General features: G+C 59.2%; 22 protein-coding genes. 15 read left to right on the top strand and 7 right to left on the bottom strand.

Going from position 1 to position 24,167, the window contains the following annotated elements; genetic code table 11:
- Positions 1–2 precede the first annotated feature (2 nt).
- A complete protein-coding gene (locus AAAX73_RS00370; protein WP_349124709.1) occupies positions 3–758 on the top strand; it encodes a GntR family transcriptional regulator in 756 nt (251 codons plus the stop codon).
- Between the two features lie 144 nt (positions 759–902).
- A complete protein-coding gene (locus AAAX73_RS00365) occupies positions 903–1,871 on the top strand; it encodes an SIS domain-containing protein (protein ID WP_349124708.1) in 969 nt (322 codons plus the stop codon).
- A gap of 378 nt (positions 1,872–2,249) precedes the next feature.
- Here the strand turns inward: AAAX73_RS00365 and AAAX73_RS00360 are convergent, their stop codons facing one another.
- Positions 2,250–3,227 carry an L-lactate dehydrogenase gene (locus AAAX73_RS00360; protein ID WP_349124707.1) on the bottom strand — a complete coding sequence of 326 codons (978 nt, stop codon included), beginning with the start codon at positions 3,225–3,227 and terminating at the stop codon, positions 2,250–2,252.
- A 211-nt stretch (positions 3,228–3,438) separates the two neighbouring features.
- Between AAAX73_RS00360 and metA the strand changes: the two genes are divergently transcribed.
- Positions 3,439–4,365 carry a homoserine O-succinyltransferase gene (gene metA / locus AAAX73_RS00355; protein ID WP_117655848.1) on the top strand — a complete coding sequence of 309 codons (927 nt, stop codon included), beginning with the start codon at positions 3,439–3,441 and terminating at the stop codon, positions 4,363–4,365.
- Positions 4,366–4,388: 23 nt separating this feature from the next.
- Here the strand turns inward: metA and AAAX73_RS00350 are convergent, their stop codons facing one another.
- From AAAX73_RS00350 to AAAX73_RS00340, 3 genes are all read right to left on the bottom strand, one after another.
- Positions 4,389–4,985 (bottom strand): 5-formyltetrahydrofolate cyclo-ligase, encoded by a 597-nt coding sequence (locus tag AAAX73_RS00350; protein WP_349124706.1) that lies wholly within the window; start codon positions 4,983–4,985, stop codon positions 4,389–4,391.
- A gap of 128 nt (positions 4,986–5,113) precedes the next feature.
- Positions 5,114–5,443: a type II toxin-antitoxin system HicB family antitoxin gene (locus AAAX73_RS00345; protein ID WP_022094981.1), complete on the bottom strand. Its 330-nt coding sequence runs from the start codon at positions 5,441–5,443 to the stop codon at positions 5,114–5,116.
- A 402-nt stretch (positions 5,444–5,845) separates the two neighbouring features.
- A complete protein-coding gene (locus tag AAAX73_RS00340; RefSeq protein WP_349124705.1) occupies positions 5,846–8,884 on the bottom strand; it encodes an insulinase family protein in 3,039 nt (1,012 codons plus the stop codon).
- A 430-nt stretch (positions 8,885–9,314) separates the two neighbouring features.
- Here AAAX73_RS00340 and AAAX73_RS00335 point away from each other — a divergent pair, with 430 nt between their 5' ends.
- The 9 genes from AAAX73_RS00335 (at position 9,315) to AAAX73_RS00295 (ending at position 17,176) form a co-directional block, all read left to right on the top strand.
- Entirely contained in the window at positions 9,315–10,019 is a 705-nt protein-coding gene (locus AAAX73_RS00335) for a GntR family transcriptional regulator (protein ID WP_117563729.1), read from the top strand.
- 135 nt (positions 10,020–10,154) lie between these two features.
- The gene (locus AAAX73_RS00330) at positions 10,155–10,574 is read left to right on the top strand and encodes a PTS mannose transporter subunit IIA (protein ID WP_117629024.1); all 420 of its coding nucleotides are present in this window, start codon (positions 10,155–10,157) and stop codon (positions 10,572–10,574) included.
- A 71-nt stretch (positions 10,575–10,645) separates the two neighbouring features.
- A complete protein-coding gene (locus AAAX73_RS00325; RefSeq protein WP_117634363.1) occupies positions 10,646–11,119 on the top strand; it encodes a PTS sugar transporter subunit IIB in 474 nt (157 codons plus the stop codon).
- A 240-nt stretch (positions 11,120–11,359) separates the two neighbouring features.
- Positions 11,360–11,830, top strand: a complete 471-nt coding sequence (gene tnpA, locus AAAX73_RS00320) for an IS200/IS605 family transposase (protein WP_117734320.1) — start codon at positions 11,360–11,362, stop codon at positions 11,828–11,830.
- Between the two features lie 248 nt (positions 11,831–12,078).
- On the top strand, positions 12,079–13,113 hold the full coding sequence (locus AAAX73_RS00315) for an SIS domain-containing protein (RefSeq protein WP_117640663.1): 1,035 nt from the start codon (positions 12,079–12,081) through the stop codon (positions 13,111–13,113).
- An 81-nt stretch (positions 13,114–13,194) separates the two neighbouring features.
- Positions 13,195–13,968, top strand: a complete 774-nt coding sequence (locus tag AAAX73_RS00310; protein ID WP_117563725.1) for a PTS sugar transporter subunit IIC — start codon at positions 13,195–13,197, stop codon at positions 13,966–13,968.
- Complete coding sequence (locus AAAX73_RS00305; RefSeq protein WP_192924133.1) at positions 13,968–14,816, top strand: PTS system mannose/fructose/sorbose family transporter subunit IID; 849 nt, start codon at positions 13,968–13,970, stop codon at positions 14,814–14,816. The genes AAAX73_RS00310 and AAAX73_RS00305 overlap by 1 nt, the downstream gene beginning before the upstream one ends.
- Positions 14,817–15,389: 573 nt before the next feature.
- On the top strand, positions 15,390–16,055 hold the full coding sequence (locus AAAX73_RS00300; protein WP_349124704.1) for a PilZ domain-containing protein: 666 nt from the start codon (positions 15,390–15,392) through the stop codon (positions 16,053–16,055).
- Positions 16,056–16,060: 5 nt separating this feature from the next.
- The gene (locus tag AAAX73_RS00295) at positions 16,061–17,176 is read left to right on the top strand and encodes a hypothetical protein (protein WP_349124703.1); all 1,116 of its coding nucleotides are present in this window, start codon (positions 16,061–16,063) and stop codon (positions 17,174–17,176) included.
- Between the two features lie 48 nt (positions 17,177–17,224).
- Here the strand turns inward: AAAX73_RS00295 and AAAX73_RS00290 are convergent, their stop codons facing one another.
- Positions 17,225–17,683, bottom strand: coding sequence for a hypothetical protein (locus tag AAAX73_RS00290; RefSeq protein ID WP_349124702.1), 459 nt, complete (start codon positions 17,681–17,683; stop codon positions 17,225–17,227).
- A 452-nt stretch (positions 17,684–18,135) separates the two neighbouring features.
- Here AAAX73_RS00290 and AAAX73_RS00285 point away from each other — a divergent pair, with 452 nt between their 5' ends.
- From AAAX73_RS00285 to AAAX73_RS00275, 3 genes are all read left to right on the top strand, one after another.
- On the top strand, positions 18,136–18,960 hold the full coding sequence (locus AAAX73_RS00285) for a hypothetical protein (protein ID WP_349124701.1): 825 nt from the start codon (positions 18,136–18,138) through the stop codon (positions 18,958–18,960).
- A gap of 76 nt (positions 18,961–19,036) precedes the next feature.
- Positions 19,037–19,996, top strand: coding sequence for a hypothetical protein (locus AAAX73_RS00280; protein WP_349124700.1), 960 nt, complete (start codon positions 19,037–19,039; stop codon positions 19,994–19,996).
- Between the two features lie 122 nt (positions 19,997–20,118).
- Complete coding sequence (locus AAAX73_RS00275; protein WP_349124699.1) at positions 20,119–21,201, top strand: HNH endonuclease; 1,083 nt, start codon at positions 20,119–20,121, stop codon at positions 21,199–21,201.
- A 452-nt stretch (positions 21,202–21,653) separates the two neighbouring features.
- Here the strand turns inward: AAAX73_RS00275 and AAAX73_RS00270 are convergent, their stop codons facing one another.
- Together AAAX73_RS00270 and AAAX73_RS00265 are read right to left on the bottom strand one after the other, a co-directional pair.
- A complete protein-coding gene (locus AAAX73_RS00270; RefSeq protein WP_349124698.1) occupies positions 21,654–22,952 on the bottom strand; it encodes a DUF4143 domain-containing protein in 1,299 nt (432 codons plus the stop codon).
- Between the two features lie 118 nt (positions 22,953–23,070).
- The gene (locus AAAX73_RS00265) at positions 23,071–23,769 is read right to left on the bottom strand and encodes a DUF5710 domain-containing protein (protein WP_349124697.1); all 699 of its coding nucleotides are present in this window, start codon (positions 23,767–23,769) and stop codon (positions 23,071–23,073) included.
- Positions 23,770–24,167: the final 398 nt, after the last annotated feature.

Genomic DNA, 24,167 nt, shown 5'->3' with positions numbered 1-24,167 from the left:
CGATGGCATCCGACGATAAAACCGAGCGCACTGAGGTGTCCGCCGTGCCGCTGTACCAGCAGGTAATGGACGACCTAAAAGGCGAGATCGCGCGTGGCGTGTACGCATCCGGCTCGCGCATTCCTTCCGAGATGGAGCTCGCGAAGTACTACGGCGTGGGACGCATCACCGTGCGCCGCGCCATCGAGGAGCTGTCGCGGGCGGGGTATCTCAACCGCCAGCAGGGGAGGGGCACGTTTGTGTGTGCGCCCAAACTCAAGCGCAAGATTGTCCAGAAGGGTGATGTTCAGAGCTTTTCCGAGGGTTGCGCTGCCAACGACATGGTGGCCGGAGCACGTCTGGTGTCGCGCACGGTGGTTGCGGCGACGCGCGAGGACGCGGCGTTTTTTGGGGTGGAACCCGGCAGTGAGCTTATCGTGGTCGAGCGCGTGCGCACGGCCGACGGCATCCCCGTCATGCTCGAGAACAACGCCTTTGTGCTCGCCGACCATCCCTACCTGCAGACGCTGGCCGCCGAGGACCTCACCGATAACTCGATCTTTGCGCTCGTTGCCGAGCATTCGGGTCGCGCGCCGCTCAAGTCCGATCCCTGCACCGTGGAGATTGCGCTTGCCGATGCTCAGGCGGCCCCGCTGCTGGAGGTGCCGGTCGGCGAGCCGCTCTTTTATATGGAGGCGTACTTTACCGATGCGGACGAGCGGCCCTTGCTGCTCGGGCGCCAAAAGATCGTGGGCTCGCGCTACGTGTTTGACATCTAACGTTCACGAATAGAACAACATAGAACAAGTTTAGTGAAATGGCTTCACGGGCGTCGTTGTGCGTGCTATAAATAGGACAACATAGAACGACCACAGCTACGAGCATCCGTCGCCAAAAGCCACCACACAAGGAGGAGCATCAGCATGAACGCACATGATCTGATTCAGGAAATTATCGAGCGCAAGGGCAAGGTCGAGAATGTCTTTTGGATCGCCTGCGGCGGTTCGATGATCGACCTCATGCCGGCTAACGAACTGCTCAAGCGCGAGGCCACCACGTTTACCTCGACGGTCTACACGGCGCGCGAGTTTTGCCTGATGGCCCCCAAGAGCCTAGGGCCGAAGTCGCTCGTCGTCGCCTGCAGCCACAGCGGTAACACGCAGGAGGTTGTCGACGGTTGCGAGATGGCGCTGGCTGCCGGAGCCAAGGTCGTTGCCCTCACCGACTGCGAGGGCTCAAAGATCGACAACGGCAAGTGGACCACCTGGGTCTATCCGTGGGGCGAAGGCGTGCCACAGGCCGAGGTACCGCAGGGTATCGGCATCCTGATGGCTGCCGAGCTGCTCGACCAGCAGGAGGGTTACGAGGCGCTCGCCGATATGTACGCCGGCCTTAAGCAGATGGATGCGCTGTTGCCCGCTGCCCGCGAGAAGGTCAATGCCGAGCTGGGCGATCGCTTTGCCGAGCTCTGCCAGCAGCACGAGTTCTTCTACATCCTGGGATCCGGCCCCAACTTTAGCCAGACCTACGCCATGGCCATCTGCTCGCTCATGGAGATGCAGTGGCAGCACTGCTGCTACATCCACTCCGGCGAGTACTTCCACGGCCCGTTCGAAGCCACCGAGCCCGGCGTGTTCTACTTTGTGCAGCTCGGATCGGGCGAGTGCCGCCCCATGGAGGAGCGCGCGCTGGCGTTCCTCAACACGCACGCCGATACGGTCATGGTGCTCGACGCACTCGAGTACGGCGTGGGCGACGTGCCTGCCAGCGTGCGTTCGTACCTGGAGCCGATCTTCTTCTACAACATGAGCTGCGAGCTGCGCGCCGCCCGCGGCAAGGTGTTCGACCACAGCCCCGAGGTTCGTCGCTACATGGGCATCGAGCAGTACTAGGTAACGGGAATTATCTTTTTTGACGGGGTCTGCGCTGCGCGCGGGCCCCGTTTTGCGTTGTGGCGGCCGGATTCGTGTCTGCGCGAAAACGAAGGTGAATACTTTTCCGCGAAGTGAACGACCTATTTTGGACCCCCGAAGCATCCACACTTTTTGACGCCAAAACTGCAGGAAAAACTCGGCGAAACCGCAGGAAACGGCGTCTGAAAAGTGTCGATGCTTCGGGGGCTCGTTTTTGCTCGTTCACTTCGCGGAAAAGTATTCACCTTCGATTCGCAAGGGCACTGCGTGAGTCAAAAAAGCGGGCCGCGCCGGGGATTTCCGGCGCGGCCCGCTTAGTATCGCGCTTAGATTCGCAAGGTTGCGGCAGCCATCGGCCTACTTTGCGTCGTAGGCCTCGGTGTCCCACCAGTCGAGCTGGGCGATGTTGTCGCGGATGTGCTGGCAGCTCTTGTGGAAGCCCTCGAGCTCGTACTCGGACAGGTCGAGCGTGTAGACCTCCTCGACGCCCTCGGCACCGATCACGCACGGCAGGGAGGTAAAGATGCCCTCCTCGCCATACTGGCCGGTCATGAGCGTGGAAGCGGAAAGCACGGCGTGCTCGTTGTGCAGCACGGCGGCGCAGACGCGCGCGGCGGAGTTGGCGACGGCGTATTCGGTGCACTGCTTGCCCTGGTAGGTCACATAGCCGCCCTTACGCGCGAGCTCCTCGACCTCCACGTGGTCAAAGGCGTACTTGTCGGGGTTCTCGGCCTGAAGCTCGTTGAGGTTTTTGCCGGCGATGGTTGCGGCCTTAAAGGCGGCAAGCTGGCTAAAGCCGTGCTCGCCGATCATGTAGGCGTCAATGGACTTGGGGCTCACACCGACCTTCTTGGAGATCTCGGTGCGCAGACGGGCGGAGTCCAGGCCGCAGCCCGAGCCGATGATCTTCTTGGGGTCGTAGCCGGTCAGATGCCACAGCTCGGTGCACACGACGTCGCAGGGGTTGGAGATACTCACGAAGATGCCGTCGAAGCCGGCGTCGACGATGCGCTTGGCAAAGGTGCGGGCGGCGTCGGTGGTAAAGAACAGCTCGCCGTCGCGGCTACCGGCGGCCAGCGCGACCTTGCCGGCGGCGTTGACGATGACGTCGCAGCAGGCCAGCTCCTCGTAGTGGTCGTAGCAGTTGACGATCTTGGTGTTGTACGGGACAAACGAAAGGGAGTCGCGCAGGTCCTGGACCTCAGACGTCACCTTGGCCTCGTTGATATCGCACAGGTACAGCTCGTCGGCAATGCCCTGCATAAGCAGGCTGTTGGCGACATGTGCTCCTACGTGGCCCTGGCCGACCACACCGATCTTACGCGTCTGGTACATATATGTATCCTTTCGGCCGAGTTTTTCGCGTCGAACCATTGTAGCGTCCTGCGCCCACTTTGCTAGGCTAAAGCGCCGTAGATTCTTGGGGCATGCCGTAATCTCTACTTTTGGAGTGATTCGGGCCGCTGACGGCATCGCTGGGCGATGTGCTCGCGCGGATGGGGTCGCTCGTTGTACCATAGCTGCAACTGACTCGTTAGGAGCTTCCATGCCCATTCGCATTCCCGACGCCCTCCCTGCCGCCGCGCAGCTCGAGAGCGAGAACATCTTTGTCATGACCGAGTACCGCGCGCTGCACCAGGACATCCGTCCGCTGCGCGTGCTCATCCTCAACCTCATGCCCACCAAAATCGCCACCGAGACGCAGATCATGCGCAAGCTCTCCAACACGCCGCTGCAGGTGGAGGTGGACCTGCTACGCACCAAGACGCACGAGGCCACGCACGTGAGTGCCGGCCACCTGGAGACGTTCTACCGTACGTTCGACGACATCCGCGACATCCACTACGACGGCCTGATCATCACGGGCGCGCCCGTGGAGCAGATGCCGTTCGAGGAGGTCGACTACTGGCCCGAACTCTGCCAGATTATGGACTGGTCTACCACGCACGTGCACTCCACGCTGCACATTTGCTGGGGCGCGCAGGCGGGGCTCTACCATCATTACGGTATTCAGAAGTACGACCTGCCGGCAAAGGCGAGCGGCGTGTTCGAGCATTATCTGGTGAAGCCGCAAAGCCCGCTGGTCCGCGGCTTCGACGACCGCTTCTATGCCGTGCATTCGCGCAACACCGACGTGCGCCGCGAGGATGTGGAGGCCGAGCCGCAGCTCGAGGTCGTGGCCGTGTCCGACGAGGTGGGCCTGTACATCGTCAAGTCGACCGACAGCCGCCGCTTCTTTGTCTTTGGCCATCCCGAGTACGACACCGACACGCTGCGTCTGGAGTACGAGCGCGACGTGAAGCGCGGGCTCAACCCCCAGGTGCCGGCGCATTACTTCCCGGGCGACGATCCCGCCGCCGAGCCGCGTAACGTCTGGCGCAGCCAGGCTCAGCTGCTCTACACCAACTGGCTCAACTACTACGTCTACCAGACCACGCCCTACGACCTGGCCCGCGCCGGCGAGGAGCACTAGGCCGTCGGGAGGTGCGCCAGCCGTTAGGCGCTGATGATGTGGGGTAGCGGCAGGTCGTGGGCGTCGGTGGGAACGTGGTCGACACGCTGCTCGTCAAAGGCGATGCCGATGATTTGGCATGCGGGCGAGAGCATGGGCAGGTAGCGGTCATAGCAGCCGCCGCCGTAGCCCAGGCGCGCGCCGGCGCGGTCGAATGCTACGAGCGGCACGACGATCATGTCGAGAGCTTCGGCGGGCACGATAGGGAAGCGGCTGCTGTCGATGTCCGTGGCCGCAAAGGCCCGCGTGGGGTGGGCGATAAACGGAGCCGCGTCCGCGTCGCCGGCAGCAACTACCCGCATACACATGCGCTGGCCACAAGCTGCGGCGTCTGTTGCCGAGAGCATGCACGGATAGGCCACGCGCCAGCCACGTTTGGCGGCAGCTGCGGCAAACGCGGCTGAGTCGACTTCGGAACCCATCGCGGCATAGACGGCAACGGTGTGCGGCGCCGCGGCATCCAAGCGGCCCAGCAGCTCAACCAGCCGCGCACAGATATCAGCAGACTTCGCCGCCCGCAAGTCCAAATCAAGAGCATCGCGCCGAGCAATCACCGCCCGCCGCAACTCAGTCTTGTCCATCCCGGCTTCCTCTCCCAAACCTACCAAAAAGGGACAGGTTTATTTTGGCAGGTTTTATCTGGGCAAATGTCGAAACCACCACAAAGGTGCCTGTCCCCTTTGTGGTGGTTTTGGTCCATGCGTTAACGCTATAACGCCGCGGCGATTGCTTCGGTCACAAACTTATTGAGTGACTCGCCCTTCTTTGCCGCCGCCAGTGCTGCCTGCTTGTGAAGCTCGGAGCCTGTTCTCACATTGAACGAGCCCTTAAAAGCCCGCTCTGGTTCCTTGCCCTTTTCGGCACAAAACTCAAGGTAATCGTCGACGGCGTCGTGGAAGCATTGCTCCACTTCTTCAGCCGTGGAGCCTTCAAATACGATTGCGTCCCTAATGCCGGCGACCATACCTGTTAGTACATGCTGCTCGGCATCGAACTCGACTGGGGCGAAATAGCCCTTGTATGCCAAAACGTTACTCATGACTGCCTCCGACATCCTGCAGAAATCGAACGATGTTTCGAATTGTCCCCGCTGTCAATTCGTCAGATGGATGAGGCGCGTGCATCACGAACATCCTGCCATCTGAGGGCCTGTAGAAGCGAGCGCGCGATCCGGATGTCTTGCCTTTGCTGTCCATTTCAAAGCCATATGAGGCCATGACTTTTAAAAAATCGGCATACCGATACGTCGAAGGGCAGCTAAACAGTTGGGCGATGAGTTTATCGGCTCGAGTCATCCCGCCTCACATTCTGCAACTATATTCTAGTTGCAATTTAAATCCGATGCAATCACCCATACTATAGAACATGTGTACGTATAGAACAAGTGTTCGAACCACTACAAAGGTGCCTGTCCCCTTTGTGGTGGTTTTGCTTGCTGTGGCTAGCCCAGCAGGTCGATGACGTTAAAGCCGGCGTTGCTCTTTGCGATGACGTCGCGGCCGCCAAAGACGCAGGTGGGCGACTCGGCTGCGATGCGCGTCACATCGGCGCCGAGCGAGCGCAGCTCACCGGGCGTGGCGGCGAGCATCTGGGCGCGACGCTCCTCGCGCGCGTGCGGATCGAGCCCGGCCAGGTAGGTCGTGTTGCGGCGCTTGGTGAGCGCGTACGGCTTCACCGGCGCGTCCATGCCACTTACGCAGCTCACGATAAAGCCCTCGAAGGCGGCCTCGTCGGGCTCAAAGCTGCCGAGCCATTCGCCTGCGCGTTCCACACGCTCAATCGAGGGGTCGATTGCCGGGTCGCGGTAGGTATAGAACGCCGTCTGGCGCTCGCCGGCTGCGCGGAATCCGCAGCCGTACGCACCGCCCTTCACGCGGATCTCGTTCCACAGGTAGTCGTAGGAGAGCGCGTTGGCAGCCACGGCCCAGGCTCCCGTCACGTCAATGCCCAGACGACGCGGGTCGCACGCGCTTGCCGCAAAGCAAATGTCGCTGGGAATGACAAAGGCCTCGTGACGGTCGCGCGGCGTCGGCACCACGAGCGCGTCGCGGCCGGCATCGACGTCGTCGCCAGCGTCCAGCCCCAGGTTACCCGCGGCATCCCAGTACGCGTCAAAGTCCTCGTCGCTGCCGGTAAAGCTCGCCAGGCAGCCATCGGCCACAAAGATGCGGCCCGCCAGCTCGGCAAGCTTGGCGCGCAGGTCGTCCAGGCGCTCGTCAAAGTGCTCGAGCAGATCGCGCAGGAACAGGTAGAAGTCCACGCCCGAAAGTTGCTCGCGCACCACGGCCGAAGGCGAGCTGTAACTCATCGCGCGACCCAGCGCCGCCGAGTGGCCGTTGTTGATAAAGCCCTGCTCAAGCCCAATGCGAATCTGCGTGAGCACGTCGCGCACGCGGTCGGCGTCGGCATCGAGCAACAGCGTGCTCGACCACACCTCGCGCGGCAGGCTCGCCAGCGCGTCGATCTTTTCGGACAGGGCGCCGGCGCTCACCAGCAGGTAGGGGCGCACGCCGTCCACGTTGGGCTGCGTCATGACCTCGGTCGTAAAGCTCAAAAAGCCCAGCTTGCCGGCGAGCAGGTTGTCGAGTTCCTCGGCCGAATGCTTACGCGTGGGCAGTTGCTTGAGCAAGCGGCAGAGCAGCGTCACATAGGGCAGGTCCTCAAACGCGACGCAGCTCAGGTCGAAATACTGCATGGCGTAGGCCAGACGGTTGGTGGGGATGCCGTGGCGCAGACAGGGGATGGGCGCGGTCGTGTCCACGACTAGCGGCGGCTCGGGGCGCGCCTCGCCAATGTCGGACACGCGCAGGCGCGGCAGCGTGGCCTTGTCCTCGGGTGTGTCCTCGGCCTCCTGCGCGGCACGCAGCGCGGCCGTGCGCTCGACCACGTCGGCAAGCTCGGCATCGGTCATGGCATCGCGCTTGGCTGCCAGTTCGGCAGCTTCGGCGCCCTCCGAACCCTCGGCGGCGTCCACCGGCACCAGCTCGACCAGCGCCATGTGGTCGTTTTCCAGCACCAGCTCGCGCAGCAGGTTCTCAAAGTAGCTGCCGTCCAGCTCGCCACGCAGCTCTTCGTACACCGGGCCGTACTTGAGCGCCAGCGTCGCGGCGTCGTCATCGTAGAGCCAGGTGCTCAGCGCGTCGCACGCAATGGCCACGCCGTCGGCGATACCGTAGTCGCGCTGGCGCAGGTCGTATTCGTTGCTGCTGATGATGGCTTCCAGGCGCTCGCGCGGAACGCCGTGCTCGCACAGGTCGCGGCAGGCGTCCTGGAACACGCGGCGCAGCTCGCGCGCCACGCCGGGCTGCGCGTTTTGCAGCATGATGAGCTCGTAGGGCTGCAGGCTCTCGGCCGCGGTGTAGCTCACCACGTTGCCGCCCAGGCCGGCGGCCAGAATGGCCTTCTTAACAGGCGCCTCGTTGGAGCCAAGCAGCGCCTCGAACAGAATGTCCGCCGCGATCGTGCGCTTGCGGTCGAGTGCACTGCCCAGTACTAGGCCCAGGCCCACCAGGGCGTTCTCGGGCGTGGTGGCCATCTCGACGCGCTTGTACTCGCAGGTCACGGGTGCCTGTACGCTCAGCGGATTGGGCGCAAGCGCGGACGGGTCCTCGCCAGCGGCAACGGCTGCGTCCATGCGGCGGCTCGCGGCGCTCGACTGCGACAGATAACGCTCGTCCAAAAAGGCCAGCGCGCGGTCCACGTCCAGGTCGCCGTAGAGCGTGATGTAGGAGTTGGAGGGGTTGTAATGGCGCGCGTGCGTATCCAGGAACTGCTCGTAGGTGAGCGCGGGAATCGCGCGTGGGTCGCCGCCGCTCTCGTGCGCATAGGCGGTGTCGGGATAGAGCGCGGCGTTGACGGCGTCGTCCAGCACGCTCATGGGGTCGGACAGCGCGCCCTTCATCTCGTTGAACACCACGCCGTTATAGCGCAGCGTTCCCTCGCGCAGGCTGGCGGCGCTGCCGTCGCCGCCAGCGCCCTCCGGCAGGTCCAGCTCGTAGTGCCAGCCCTCCTGCTCAAAAATGGTGGGCTTGGTATAGATGGCCGGGTTGAACACCGCGTCCAGGTACACGTCCATCAGGTTGTACAGGTCTTGCTCGTTGGTGGTGGCGACCGGGTAGATGGTCTTGTCGGGGTAGGTCATGGCGTTGAGGAACGTCTGCATTGAGCTCTTGATCAGGTCGACAAACGGCTCCTTGACGGGGAACTTGGCCGATCCGCACAGTACCGAGTGCTCAAGAATATGGAACACGCCGGTGGAATCGGCCGGCGGCGTCTTAAAGCCAATGGCAAAGGCCTTGTTTTCGTCGTCGCACGCTAGGTACAGCAGGCGCGCGCCCGAGGTGGTATGGCGCAGTACGTAAGCGTCCGAGTCGAGCTCGGGCACGGTCTCACAGCGCTCGACGGCAAAGCCGTGGCAGGTGGTTCCGGGCACCAGCAGCGCGGCGGCAGCGGCACGCGGGTCAGTTGAGGTGGTGGGCATATGCAGCCTCCTTTGACGCCCCAGCGGGGGCGAATCGAGTCGAATCCTCGAGAGTATACCCATATGGGGCCCTCGACCAATCTGCCGGATGAGCGTGGATTTTCGGACGAAATCGGCCGCCAAAAGCCCAAAAACCGTCCAAATATCCACGCTCGCGCGTCAAGTACGTATCTCTCACCTCACATGCATCTCTACGACGAGGGATGAATGTGAGACAGGTAGAAGATAAAAATCAATCGGCTTATCGGATGCATATACCGCCATCAGATTGAAGCTGTATGCGGAAATGGATGGACTCTACACCGCTTACGCAAAATAACCCCTCGTTTGCTAAAACATTATAGGAAATGGCGTGGAGTGCTAAAAAGTTCTAATACAATATAAGTCATTTATCTATAGGCTGCTGATTCCTTGTAAAGGTATGGTTGATATGGTTGAGGCAAATAGCGTTATCCCCCTGTACAAACAGATTGTTCGTGCGCTTTCTGATTCAATCGCCAACGGCACGTACCGCCCGGGAGATAAGCTTCCGACCGAGGCGGAGCTTATCGAGCAATTTGGTGTGAGCCGAATAACGGTTCGCTCCGCAATTAAAGAAATGGAAGATGCTGGGCTTGTTGAGAGGGCCCGCGGCAAGGGCACGTTCGTTTCGTCGGACACGCAGATGTATGCCGCGGACGACCGTGAGAGCTTTACCCATTCGTGCCAGCTTGCGGGCAAACAGGCGTCTACCAGGGTTCTCGAAATGGGCTGGGACTTCCCAAGTCTGCGAGACGCGAAGTTCCTGGGCGTAGACGATACCCAAAAGGTATTGCGTAGCCGTCGTCTGCGCCTTGTGGATGGCAAGCCCACGATGCTGGAAACCAATAGCTATTCCGCTGCGCTTTCTTTTTTGGAGCATGAGTCCCTCGATGATTCACTGATGGCGGTACTCGATCGCCAGGGGATCAAGATGGGTCCCAACACGCGTACGCTCGAGGTCTGCTATGCGAGCGAGCTCGAGGCGGCATACCTTAACGTGGAGCTGGACTCTTCGCTGCTTCTGTTTGTCGATAGACGTTATGCTCCAAGTGGCGAGCCGCTTTTCATCTCCCGTCAGGTGTACTGCACCGAGCGACTGAAGTTCTATTTGTAAATTAAAGATAGATTGGTCGATTTACCGACCAATTGTTACCGTTCGCGGATTTGGAAAATAGACACACCACGTAGGGTAGATTGCTAATATACTTTGTTATGACAATATAGTACGTCCTATTGGTATTGGAGAACTATGAATAAGATATTGCTAGCGAGTCATGGTTATCTCGCCCAAGGCATGAAAAGCTCTCTGGAGATTCTGATGGGCACCAACGACCGAATCGAGTGCCTGTGCGCCTATGTCGATGACGATTCAAGGGACGTCGCGGCGTTGATTGATGCATGGATGGAGACGAGGGACCCTGCCGACTCTTGGTTTGTCGTGACTGACATCTTTGGCGGCTCTGTAAACAACGAATTCATTCAGAGGCAGACCGACGGATCGTTTACGTTAATCGCTGGAATGAACTTGCCGCTGCTGGTGGAAATGGTTACACAGCTGGACTCCCTGGATGCGGACAAGGCCAAAGCCGCGGTCGAGGGATCGCGTTCGTTTATTCAGCTTTGCGAGGCGGCGGACATGCTTGCCGGCGCCGAGGAAGAAGAGTTCTAGTTAGTTCTGGTTCGAGCCCTTGCTAGGGGCCACACCTGTCATTCCCTTTATCACGTGCGGAGATGATAACGATGATTAAGCTTACGAGAGTTGATTACCGACTGATTCACGGCCAAGTTGCCATGTCCTGGACTCACGCTTTGGATGTAGATTGCATCTTGCTTGCCAGCGATGCTGTGGCAAAAGACGACATGAGGAAGGCGGCCTTGAGGCTCGCCCGCCCCAACGGCGTTAAACTCGTCATCAAGGATGTTGACGCTGCTATCGAGGCGCTCAACAGCGGCGTTACCGACAAGTATTCGCTGTTTATCATCACTGAGACGATTGAAGATGTCTATCGTCTCGCTAAGGGTTGCAAAGACATCAAAGAGATCAATCTGGGCGGAACTCGAAAGACCCCTGAGACCACGCTTCATCCGACCCCTGCGATCTTTGCGACCGAGAAAGATGCCGAGCATATCCAAGAGCTCCTGGGCGATGGCGTGGCCATCGAAATCCGTCAGGTCCCCAATGACGCTAAGGTGTTTGCCAAGGACGTTTTCTAGCCGGAAACACGTTGATGCTCGGCATTTATTGAACCAATGCTCTATGCCTATGCCCGTCGATCATTTGATCGGCGGGCTTTTTATTAAAGGCTTTAGCCTGTGCGGGGCGCGCAGCGCGCCGCATCAGAAACCACCCGCTATGCGGGTGGGGACAACCGGCTTTACAAAGCCGCCCCCTCGCCGGACACTTGCGATTGTTCAGGCCGCAAGGAATCCGAGTCGAGAGGGCGGTGGTGGCGTATGGCCCAGAAGGCCTACAGCCTGTCGCACACGAAGTGGATGTGCAAGTACCACGTCGTGTTCACGCCGAAGTATAGGCGCAAAGTCATCTACAACCAAATAAGGTCCGACCTTGGGGAGATCTTCAGGAAGCTCTGCCAGTACAAGGGGATAGAGATCATCGAGGGGCACCTGATGCCCGACCACGTCCACATGCTGCTGGCGATACCGCCGAAGTACAGCGTGTCCAGCGTGATGGGCTACCTGAAGGGGAAGAGCTCGCTGATGGTATTCGACAGGCACGCGAACATGAAGTACAAGTTCGGCAACAGGAAGTTCTGGGCCGAGGGCTACTACGTGTCCACCGTCGGCCTGAACGAGGCCACGATCGCGAAGTACATCCGGGAGCAGGAGAAGGCCGACATCGCGCTCGACCGGCTGAGTGTCAAGGAGTACGAGGACCCCTTCGATAGGGGGCCGGGGCGCAAATAGCGCCGGTTTGACCGGCCCGTCACGGGTCAACCTGCAGTGCGGCCCGAACCCCGTGAGGGCCGGCGCCTTTAGACGCGTGCCGGAAATCCAAGGGTTATACCCTAAGAGCAAACCACCCCTTTTAGGGGTGGTTTTGATTAAAGAAAAATCAAAAAAATCTGAAATAGTTCTTGCATAGTTAGTTATATAAAGTATTATAACGTCATGGGATGAATGAAGGGTTCATCCAAGTGAGTTAGGAGTAAGGGATGTTCAATTTCGATGAGCCTCGTTACGAGAAGGTTGTGAGCGATGCCCTCGCTCTCCGTCCTCAGATTGAGGCTGCCGTGGACGAGGTCTGCGAGCAGGGTTATTCCAACATCTTCTTCATCGGCTGCGGCGGCACCTGGGCCCACACGCTCCCGATGAAGTATTGGGTCGAGACCACCACGGCCGACGTCGATGTCCACTGCGAGATCGCCGCAGAGTTCCTCGCCTGCCCGCCCAAGACCTTCAACAAGGATTCTGTCTGCGTCTTCTCCACCCGTACCGGCACCACCCCCGAGATCATTGAGGCTGCCAAGTTCTGCCAGGAGCAGGGCGCCCGCACGCTGATGTACGTCTCCAACGACAATACCCCGGCCACCGAGTACGCCGACTACAAGTTCTTCAGCTTCGCCGAGGACGACGTCCTGTGCGAGGCCATCTACACCTACCAGATCACGCTGGTCGCCCGCTTCCTCAAGAACGCCGGCGCCTTTCCCAAGTACGACACCTTCATGGAGGAGTTCGGCAACATCGCCCCGTACCTCATCAAGGCCAAGGACGCCCAGGACGAGCGCTGCGCCGCCATGGCCGAGGACTTCAAGGACACCGACTACCACATGGTGATCGGCTCCGGCATGCTCTGGGGCGAGGCCTACGACTACGCCATGTGCATCCTCGAGGAGATGCAGTGGATCAAGACCAAGTCCATCCACGCCGCCGAGTTCTTCCACGGCACCATCGAGCTGTGCGAGGAGGGCACGAGCCTCATCATGCTCTACGGCGAGGACGACACCCGCAAGCTCATGGACCGCGTGGACAACTTCACTCACATGCTCGCCGACGAGAAGGGCGTCAACGTCCGCGTGAACAAGTTTGACACCGCCGAGGTCGAGCTGCCGTTCAGCGACCCCGAGTTCCGCAAGATCGTCTCCCCGATGGTCACCTACACCATCACCGAGCGTCTGAGCTGCCATCTCGAGCACGTCCGTAACCACCCGCTCACCACGCGTCGTTACTATCACCAGATGAACTACTAATCCTCTCAAATTGCTGCGGTTGTCTGCAGGCGAGCTGCGCAGAATGCCTCGCCTGCAGACCTGTTTCTGGGGTTGATCGAAATGGTTGTCCAGTATCTTCTAGTTGCACTGGTCGCATTTATTGCGTCCATGGACGAGCAATTATTTGGCATTACGATGCTTGGTCGTCCGCTGTTTACGAGCCTGTTTGTCGGCTTGATCCTTGGCGATGTCCAGCAGGGCGTTATCGTCGGCGCTGCTTTGGAGTCCATGTTCATGGGCGCCATCATGGTCGGCGCGGCGGTTCCTCCCGAGGTCTATGCCTCCGGCGTGCTTGGCTGCGCGTTTGCCGTCATTACGGGTACGGGCACGGCAACTGCAGTCGCGCTCGCCCTTCCCGTCTCCGTCTTCCTTCAGGTGTGGCGCAACTTCTGCTACGCCGTTCCGGGTGCCTTTGCCTGCAAGAAGATTGAGACCGCTCTGGCAAATCGCGATCTTGCCAAGGCGAATCTGTACCATCTGACCATCGTGCCGCTGTCGATTGGCATTCCGTCTGCACTGCTGGTGTTTGGCTCGCTGTTCTTTGGTGCCGACCTTATCAACAATGCGCTCAACGCGATTCCGCAGTTTGTGATGGACGGCCTCAACGTTGCGTCCGGCGTCATGGTCTGCATCGGCTTCGCTCTTCTTATCAGGACCATGGGCGATAACAAGCTCCTTCCCTGGCTGTTCCTGGGCTTCATTATGGTCATCTACCTCAAGATGGACGTGGTCGGCGTCGCCGCAGCTGCCATTTGCGTCGCGCTGCTCCTGGCCTTCCGCGAGGGCTCGTCCGGTCCGCAGACGGTTGCTGCAGATGAAGAGGAGGACTTCTAATGGCTATCCAGAACACCGACCTCAAAGAGGCCAAGAAGGACGCGATTATGACTCCCGATATGTATCGGAGCATGTTCCTTCGCCAGTTTACGAGCCAGTGCTCGCAGTCGTACGACAAGATGATGGCAATGGGCTTCATGTACACCATTCAGAAGCCCCTGCGAAAGATCTATCCCAACGACGACGATTACTATGCGGCGCTCGATCGCCATACCGAGTTCTTTAACATCACGCCTCATGTGCTTCCGTTTGTAGCCGGCCTAACGGTTTCGATGGAAGAGCAGGCGGCTGCCGATAAGAACTTCGACACGTCCTCGATTAACGCCATGAAGGTCGGCCTTATGGGACCGCTTTCCGGCATCGGCGATTCGTTCTACTGGGGTACGTTCCGCGTGGTTGCCGCCGGCATTGGTATTGGCATCGCTTCGACGGGCAACCCGCTCGGCCCCATCGTGTACGCGCTCATCTACTCCGTGATTAACTTTGCAACGCGTATCGTCGCCGCCCATCTGGGTTACGACTTGGGAACCAAGTTTTTGCAGCAGTCCGAAGAGAGCAACCTTATGTCTCGCATGACGCATGCTGCCGGTGTTCTCGGAATGACCGTTATCGGCGCCATGATTGCGGCACAGGTCTCGCTGTCCACGGCTTTGACCTTTGACGTGGGTGGTTCGGAGATTGTCCTGCAGGATCTGTTCGATTCGATCTTCCCCGGTCTGCTGCCCTTGCTGGCAACGTTCGCTTGCGTTGCCCTCTATAAAAAGGGCGTCAAGACCATTTGGATCATCTTGGGCATCTTCGCAATCTGCATCATCGGAACGGGCTTGGGAGTGTTCGCGGCGGCGTAATGTTGACTGCAATGCTCGCGCGTTGGATAACTAACTGACCGTTTGAAAACGGGGCTCGGCGTAAGGCCGGCCCCGTTTTTTTATTTGAGGGATTTTCCGACCGTCCAAAAAATCACACTCGTCCATCACTCACGCATCTCTCGTCTCTCATTCGTCACTAACACGAGAGATAACTGAAAGACGAGAGATAAATATGAGAGATAGCAATGCTGCAAGGTGGCCGGGGGATCGAGTCATAGTTCCCGCATGCATGCGTTTACCTGTGCGAACGTGATTTGATTGAACCAATAACGGCCAATTTGTCTCTCATCTCTCACTCATCTCTAAGCTGAGAGATAAATGAGAGATGAGAGATAATTACGAGAGATAGCTGAGAGACAGACAGACGGTCTGTCGGGGGACATGCATCGCTGCCAGATTGATGCCGCGCACAGAGCGGCTGCGCGTTCACCCGTGCCCCACATCCCGCCATTTCGCGCACTGCCCGCCGAAACCTCCGGCAAAGCAGGTACAATAGCCCAATGCGCATCGCGCACGACGATGATATCGGCGCCCGCGACTGGGGGAGAATACATGGCAGAGCAACAGATAACGCCGGGGACTAAGCTTCAGGTGGCATTCGACGTGCCCATGGGCCAAAAAACCGACTTCAACATGCTCGCCACGTACAAAGAGAACCTGGACGACGCGTACTTTCTTATGAGCGCGCCCATGCTCGCCGGCAAGCCGCTCCTCATGGACGAAAACCAAAAGCTCCTGCTGCAATACAAAGTGGGCGAGGAGACGTTCGTGCTCGCCGGCTATCCCGAGGCAGTCGAGAAAAAGGGCATCCGCACCTACTGGAAAATGCGTAGAGTCGCCGAGCAGCGCACCTTTGTCAAGCGCCGCGACGAGCGTTTTAAGGTCGCCATGCGCCTGACCTACCAGCGCGACAACGCGCCGACCCCCGAGCCCGAGGACGCCATGACCATCGACGTCTCGGCCGGCGGTCTGGCTATCTACCTCAACGATTTCCCCGATGTGGGCGAGGCCCTGGCCGTGCAAATGCCCACGATCCGCCTGCAGGGCGAGCGCCACGAGCTGCCCGAGCAGCTGGGCATCGTGTGTTGGGTGCGCCGCGCGCCCAAGGGCAGCCTGTACCGCAACGTCTGCGGCCTGCAGTTCCGCTATGCCGACGACATGGAGCGCGAGCTCGTCAAAGAATACGTCGGCTACATCCGCGCCAAATATAAGATCTGATCGCCATGGCACTGTTCAAGCGTAACGACAATAAAGATCAAGCTGCCGAGGATTTGGCTGAGGGCATGACTGAGGATTTGACCGAGAGTCAGCCCGAGGACACCCCCAGCACCGACCCCACCTCCCGCAAGCGCTTCGGCAAATCCAAGCCCAAGCCCAAACGCAAGCCCAAGCGCGACCTGCGCGGCGTGGTGCGCATCGAGGAGTTGGAGCAGGCGCTGGCCGACCAGGACCTCGACGACATCGACCCCGACGCGGTTGTATCTATGTATATGCCCAAGCGCCGCATGGAGCGCATCGGCACGGCGCTGCTGCGCATGGACAAGCTGCAAAAGGCCCTCGTGGTGCTGGCACTTGCCTTTGGCGTGCTGTTCGCCCTGTCGTTTATGCAGGAAAACATGGGCAACTTCACCATCAACCTCAACCGCCTGGAGCTGTTCCGCCGCGGCGTGGCCATTGCCGACAACGGCGACTTTAACAACGCCACCGCGCGCCTGGCGGCCGACGCTGTGGACAACGGCACCAATATCGCCGCCGACGACCTGCCCGACAACTTGGACGACATCGACGGCAGCCACAACGGCAAGAATTACGTGGCGTACACCTTCTATATCCGCAACGCCGGCAAGACCGACCTGGGCTACAGCGCCAAGCTCAAGGTGGTCAGCGCCAGCAAGGGCGTGGAGAAGGCGGCGCGCGTGCGGGTGTATCGCAATGGCGAGCCCACCACCTATGCGGCTGCCGCGGCCGACGGCAATCCCGAGCCCAACACCGAGCCGTTTGCGTCCAAAGACGTGGTGACGACCATTAGCCACGCAAACTTCCGCGTGGGCGATGTGGACAAGTACACCGTGGTCATTTGGCTGGACGGCGACGACCCGGAGTGCGTGGACAAGATTATCGGCGGCGCGGTGGAGTTTGGCTTTGACTTTGATTCGTCCGAGACCGACGACTCGAGCCTGTTCATTAAGTTCGTGCAGGATATTGCCGACACCCTGACCGGCAACGACCCCATTAGCGCGAGCGGCAACGAGGCGCCCGATTACTACAAGGAGCACAACGTGACGTGGAGTAACCGCCGCAACCAAAAGAACTCGCCCGTGAAAGACGGGGGCAAGTAGAACGAACAGGCGCCGGGCCGGGATTGATGTTCCGGCCCGGCGCTTTTGCTATGCCGAGGTGTTGTCTTTGGGAGAGGTGACGTCGCCAGCGGCGGCGTCCAGCAGGAACAGTCGCAGCGCGAGTTTGATCGCGTAGCCCGGTTTGACCTGCGCCGCGTCTCCCATGCGTTCGCCCAGGTCGCTACAGTAGGCGTAGAGGTCGCGGATGAGGTCCGCGCCCGAGAGCGTGAACATGTAGCCCGCGTCCGAAAGCGCGTTGGGTGCTGCGGGCAGCCCCGCAGCCTGACAAAAGCTCGCAAGGTCGGGGTTCATGACGGCCTTGTAGTCGATCGCGGTGCCACGGTCCTGAGCGGCCTGCTCCTGCTTGCGGGTGTACGACAATGCCGCCGTCAGTACAAAGCTGGGCGTGGGCGCATTGACGTCGTCGGTGGTGGCGACGAGCTTACCGGCCGCTTGCGTGACCAGCCAGGCGACTTCGCGCTGACAACGAACAGCCTTGCGCGTCACCGGTTTGATCGATCCGGCTGAAATACTTCCCTTGGGTTGATTGGCGGCAGCCATGGGGCCCTCCCAACAAATAGCCCGTTTAACAGGCGAAAATTACACGTTCTGCACCAGTATAGCGAGTGGGGAGAGGCTCGGGCGAAGCTCGGCGGAGGGTGAATGTATGCGATGGCGTGGCGCTGCGGCCGCAAGGCTTAAGAGGGACTTACGGCTTTGCGGGGGAGAGGTCAAATAAGGTGAACGATGCTCACATAGCACCACATATAACCCGAGGTGGACCTATGAATCTGCCGGAATGTAAGCTCTCGAAAACTTATAAGGAAATCGTAAGAATTATGGTATTCTCAACTCCATGTCTAAAGGATGGGCAAGCAACATCCAACACGAAAGCGCGGGCTCCCCTTCCGGGCTTCTCGAGGGTCATCTGGGATGAATGGGGAAAGAAAGGGGTCCGCATGGATACCAAGGCACTAAAGAAGCAAATGGGCGCCGCCATCGCCATGGTCCTCGTGGCAGCCGTAGCCCTCGGCTCCGCCACGTTCGCATGGTTCGTGAGCAACAACAGCGTTAAGGCGACGACTGCGTCGGTTTCCGCTCAGTCGAACGCTCCGTTCCTGAAGATTGGTAAGGATACTGACACCGAGCTTACGAAGACTGAGGAGACTCAGGTTGCGGGCACGGACGATAAGGTCGTGCTCTATCCGTCTCAGTGGAATCATCTGGTAGTCGATGGTACCTATCAGTTTGAGTCTGCATATGCATCTGATGCGGGTAAACCGGATATTCTTAAGGACTCGCGTTTCGCCGTTGGCGGAGTTGATGCGAAGTATCGTCCCGATTATGCGCTTAAGCAATCTTTCAAGATCGGTACCACGGATGATAAGGCCGGTTCATTCCAGAATCTCAGGGTGGCGTCTGTAAAGGTGAATGCCGGCAATAACTCCGAAGGTCTCAAGGGTGCTATTTGCGTTCTTGTTAAGTGCGGAGACAAATGGGGTGTTTACAAAGAGACCACCGACGGTACCGAGCTGACTGCCTACGGTGATGGAACGACCATTACTAACAATTTGACTGGAAAAGCTGGAACGTCTGTTGACGATGCTCTTGTTGCCGAGATTGCGGCAAACGCCACGGAGACCGTTGATGTATATGTTTTCTACGACGGCTCGGCTTCTGCGGTCTACTCCGACAACCTTGCTAGCCTGAAGAACTGTGGTGTCACCGTTGCGTTTACTGCTACTCCGGTCAATACGGATGGCAACGCTGTTAACGTTGGCTAATCTCAAATCCATCGCGTTTTAACGGGCGCCCGGCTTATGCGCCGGGCGCCCGTTCTGTTTTTGAAAGGAGGATCACGTGCAATCGTCTAAAAGCCTTAAAACACAACTTGTTGCGGCCGCCGTTAGCGTGGTCCTCTCTGCATTTGCTCTGTCGGCAGCGACCTATGCGTGGTATGTTGCGAACACAAAGGTTTCCGCAACCACGTCAACCATCAGCGCGACGACTAATGGCTTCATCCTTCAGATCGATGAGCTCAAAAACGGCGCCCAGCACGGTGGCGAGCAAAAGTCGTTGGAGGCTCAGACCACGGGTGCCACGCTCAGCCCGTCCTCGACTGACGACCTTAAAAACTGGTACGTTTGCAACGGCTGGAACAACCAGGGCTTGGTAACCGACTACTCAACGCCTGCTTTCTCAACCACTGCTGAAGCTTTGCCAGGCGAGTATGAGGTTGCTAGCAAGAAGTACAACGCTTTCATTAAAAGCGACTACATCGTCTACACCATTACCGATACTGGCACGGCTGACGTTTACCTTGACACGTCTGACGGTGAGCCCGTAACGATTGAGCCCGTGGGCGGCGAGGCGTCGGAGACCATGGTTGGTTCTCTGCGCGTTGCGATTACCACGCAGGAGATTGGGTCTGACGGCAAGTCGTGTGTCGGCGAAGAAAAACTGCGCGTTGTATATGCCATGCGCGATGAGACGGGCAAGGGTAACGATGCAAGCGCTATCGATGGCTGGACGAGCATCCAAAACAAGAATGGCACTCCGACGCTCGCGAAAGCAACCTATCCCCATATCTTTAAAGGCGGCACGGACGGATGGGTTGCTACTAAGGGTGATAGCGGCGATTACTCGGTTGCTGAGGGCACCAAGCCGATTGCTAGGGGCGTTGGCTACAACGGCGTTGCGGTGCGTGTCTATATCTGGATGGAAGGCACCGATGCGGATTGCGTTAACGGCAAGTCCATCGAGAACAGCCCGACGACCTATAACGTCAGTGTCAAACTCGCCGGTGTCGCAAGGTCGTAATGCCGACGTTCGCTAAAATGCAGATTGCCAAGGGCCCGCTTCGAAGGAAGTGGGCCCTTTTCGTATGGCGTCATTGCTGCGTAGGCGATAATGTGAGGAACTGTTCTTCCTGGAGGTTCCTTATGGACGGCATCGCTTCTGGTGTTCCGCTGATTGCTCGGCCGAGTTTTGACCGCGCTTGTAGCCTTGTGACGTCTGAGTATGTTTTGGCTTGGGAGTGGTTCTTGCGCGAGGAGCAGCGTGGCGAGATTTGGGAAAAACTTCTTCATAACATTAAAGCTGATAGCCCCCAGTATCCTTATCGCATGACGATTGGCTCTGAGACCTTTTGCGTTTCGCGTCATGCAGGTATTTATTGGCCGGGTCGTGGACGCATCAAACATCCTGTGGAAAAGACCTTTGCGCTTTCGGTGCATAACTCTACAAGTGGGAGCTATTCCGATGTTCCCCCGCTCTATCTTGAGGACGGCACGTGGGTGTTCAAGTATTCATCGCAAAGTGCTTCGGTCGAAAACTGGCGCGACCAGCGCTACAACCAAAAAATGATCAACTGCATGGAGTGCGGCGTTCCCGTTGGCGTGTTCTTTGCAACGGGCGCTGGCTACAAGGTGCTGGGCCTAGCGTTTGTTGAGCGCTACGAGCCGGAGAACAGCTGGTTTGTACTGCACGGCCCCGTCCATAAGGGCGGACCCGACGCTCGTTTCTTCCCGGATATGAGCTACATGAAGGACGCTCCGGTCACAGCGGAGTTTTCCGGCGCTCCAGCGAGCGACGATGAAAAGGTTCGCTATGCGCTGCGTCGCGAGCGAATCGGCCAGCAGCGTTTTCGCACTGAGCTCTTTGAGGCCTACACTGGTCGATGCGCCGTCTCGGGTTGTAGCGTTAACGAAGCGCTCGAAGCCGCGCATATCGAGAACTACTCGGGTCCCAAATCTCAAGTTGTCAGCAACGGCATTCTGTTGCGCCGCGATTTGCACTCGCTGTTCGATGCCCATCTGATTTCGTTTGAGCTGGTACGCGGCGACTATCAGCTTTGCGGGTCGTATCTTCTGCAGCATACGGACTATGCCGCGTTTGCAGGGTCGGTATTGCGCGAGCCGGATGAGCATCGCCTGCGCCCCAATTCCCGATTCCTCGAAGCCCACCGCGCCGAGTTCGATTTCTCGGAATCGCGCCGTCGGGCGGAAGCCGTTGCTCCGTATTAGGCAGATGCGGTCCGTCGCAACCCAATCATGTCGATTGATCGGATCGCGCCGCGCCGCATCGAGAGCTGCGCGATCCTGCCATTCTCTCCTCAACAGTTAAAACGGGAAAGGGGAGACCATGGGATGGCGAAGTGATATCGCGCGAGGTGTGTACGGAAACCTGCCGCGAGCGTTAATGGGCCGGAGCCTGTTCCCGCTCGTCGAGGTCACCTGCAGCCAAATCTGTCTGCCCTGCCCTCGCTGCGGCGCAGACCTCCCATGCCTAGACATCAGCTTCATCGACACCCGCGACAAACACGCCACCGACCCGCGGGCTCGAACAGGTCTGCGTCTCCCGGTCTATCCTCAGCAATGCCCAACCTGCGGATGTGCCATTACCTATGACGAGACGGAGCCGTAGCTTCGAAGATCGAATTACCCATTAAACAAACCCAGTGCCCCGAATCACCGCCCTACGCCCGCAACGCTCCAATGGGGAACACGTAGACGTCGTGCTCGGCGTCGTAGCGGCAGAAGGGCGAGGTCGCGGTGATGACGGCGCAGAACTCCGGCTGGGGGTTGCGCGCGGCAGGGTTCAGAGCGACCTTGCGGCGCAGGCGCTCGATGTTGCGGATTCCGTCGCTAACCTTGGATTCGCCGAACTTGATTTCTATCGCTGCCCAGCGGCCATCGTTCAACTCGATAATGGCATCAACTTCAAGCCCGTCGGAGTCGCCATAGTAGTGGAGCGAGCCCGGATGCGAGCCGGGCAGGCACGAGGTGTAGACGCTCAGATCGTGAATGCACAGAGACTCAAAGAGCAGGCCAAAAGTCTGACCGTCCGCAAGCAGCCTTTTGGGATTCATTCCAAGCGCGGCTGCGGGAATGGAGGGGTCGGCGAAATAGCGCTTTGGCTTGGTGCGCAGGCGGGACTTTGCGCGGACGGGTGCATCCCAACCGGGCAGATTTACAATCGCATACATGCTCTCCAGCATGTCGAGGTAAAACGCCACGGTCGAAGTTGCCGGCTGGGCGTCACTGTCGCCCAACGAGGCGTCTGCCGCGATGGTGTTGAGCGTGGCAGAGGTCGCAACGTTGCGCGCGAGCGAGGACACAATGTGCCGTGCCGTAGACCCCACGCCTCCTTTTTGCGGAACGCTGACTTCGTACATGGCATCGAGATACTGGTTGACGACCTCTGCGGCCATCTGAGGGCTCGCCCCGACAAGCGCCGGCCATCCTCCGCAGCAAATTGCGTCGGCCAGCATGGGGAGCGAGCCTGTATAGGCCGAAGGTTCGAATGATCCTTCGAATAGGTTTTGCAGCGAAACGGATCCCGTTGAAAGCCCTCGTTCCCAAAGCGTCATGGTGCTCATGTCGAGACGGGCTATGCGACCGGCGCCGCTGTGAGTGACAGAGTCTTTTGCCGGCGTTGACGACCCGGTGAGGATAAAGAGGCCCTTCTCGCCGCCGGATGCATCTACGGCGCGGCGTGTGGCGTCCCATGTTGCGGGGGCCTCCTGCCACTCATCGATGACGTGCGGCTTATTGCCCTGAAGGGCGAGCGAAGGATCGGCTTCGACCAGCGACTTTACGTTTGGGTCGTCAAGATGAACGACGCTCTCACCGAATGCGAGCGCGGTCCATGATTTGCCGCACCACTTTGTGCCCCGAATCTCGACCGCTCCAAAAATCTGGAGCAGGGTTTGCAGTCGTTCGTCCAAAAGGCGAGGACGGTAGGATTTGGGCTGTTCCGAACCATAAGAGATCATGATTTGATAGACCTCACTACCTGCGCATACTCGATTTTCGAGGATAATCATACTCGATTTTCGAGGATTTTCACACTCGATTTTCGAGGAAATCTGGACTCGATTTTCGAGTTTTGCCCTACAGGTAGATCCCCTCGAACAGGCTCTTGTGGAACTGGGTGTGGTGGTCGCGTGCCCAGGTGAAGAGCGCCTGGTCGAAGTCGCCTTTGGTGGCAGGGATGCCATAGACGCCGGCGACTTCCACGCGCACGAACTCCAGCGCGGGCAGCTTGTTGATGGCCGTAAGTGCAAACGGCGACGTGGGCTCCTCGAACAGGTAATGGCTGCCTTGCAGCGCGCCACAGGCGGTGCAGGTGCTGGCGAGCGATACGGTTTTGGTGGTGCGCGACGTTACGGGTTTGTAGCCGCAGCGCTCGCGCAGGTAGTCGCGGATCTCGGCCGGCACGCAGCCCAGCGCGGGAACGATGGCTATGGCGTTGGCGCGGGCGGTGTCGATTGCGATGTGGCCAGCGTCGTCCATGGAGGGCGCTGCGCTGGGCGCAGCCTTGCTGCCCGAGTCCTCGGCCGCCCAATACGGAATGCCAAAGGCCGCGACCGTCGTCTGCTCGTGACACTTCCAACATTCGCGCTTGCCCAGCACCAGGTAGATGTAGGGCGCGCTGGGGTCGGAGCGATCCACGCCGGGCAGCCACGCGGCAAAGGGCTCGGGGTTGACGCCATCGGGCACGTACCAGATCTTCTTGACCCGGTCCCACTTGGCGCCCAGGGCCTTGGCCTCGTCTTTGTGCGAAAAGGGAACATCGAGCTCGGTGCGCATGGCGGCTCCTTTGTGTGGCTTGCGGTGCATGTGCTCCAAGGATACCCCAGCGGCGGGTGTGTGGTCGCTAAACGAGCGCTTCGACCGCCCGAGAAGTCGCGGAGCATTTTGGCGGGGGCGTGCCGTCAAGCAAATGGGCAAGTGCATGGTCAGCTTTTGGTCAGTTGAGCGGCAACCTTGCCAAAAGCTTGACGGATTTGCATTTAGACGTCGACGAATGAGCAGTTTGGACGCGCCGCGGCAAAAAACCGCCGGTTGTTTGTCGAAAACTCGCCAGGGTCGCGAGCCGCCGCCGACGCGCGTGCTATCTTCGCGCCATGGGGCACTTTATCGTTTCACATAACGCTGCGCTGGCGCTCTTGGCACACATCCCGAACCCGCGCTTTGGGGATTCGGAA

The organism is Collinsella sp. CLA-ER-H9, assembly GCF_040092295.1.
Taxonomy (GTDB): Bacteria; Actinomycetota; Coriobacteriia; order Coriobacteriales; family Coriobacteriaceae; genus Collinsella.
Note: the sequence above shows the minus strand (reverse complement) of the source record. Positions and strands in the feature narration are given on the sequence as shown.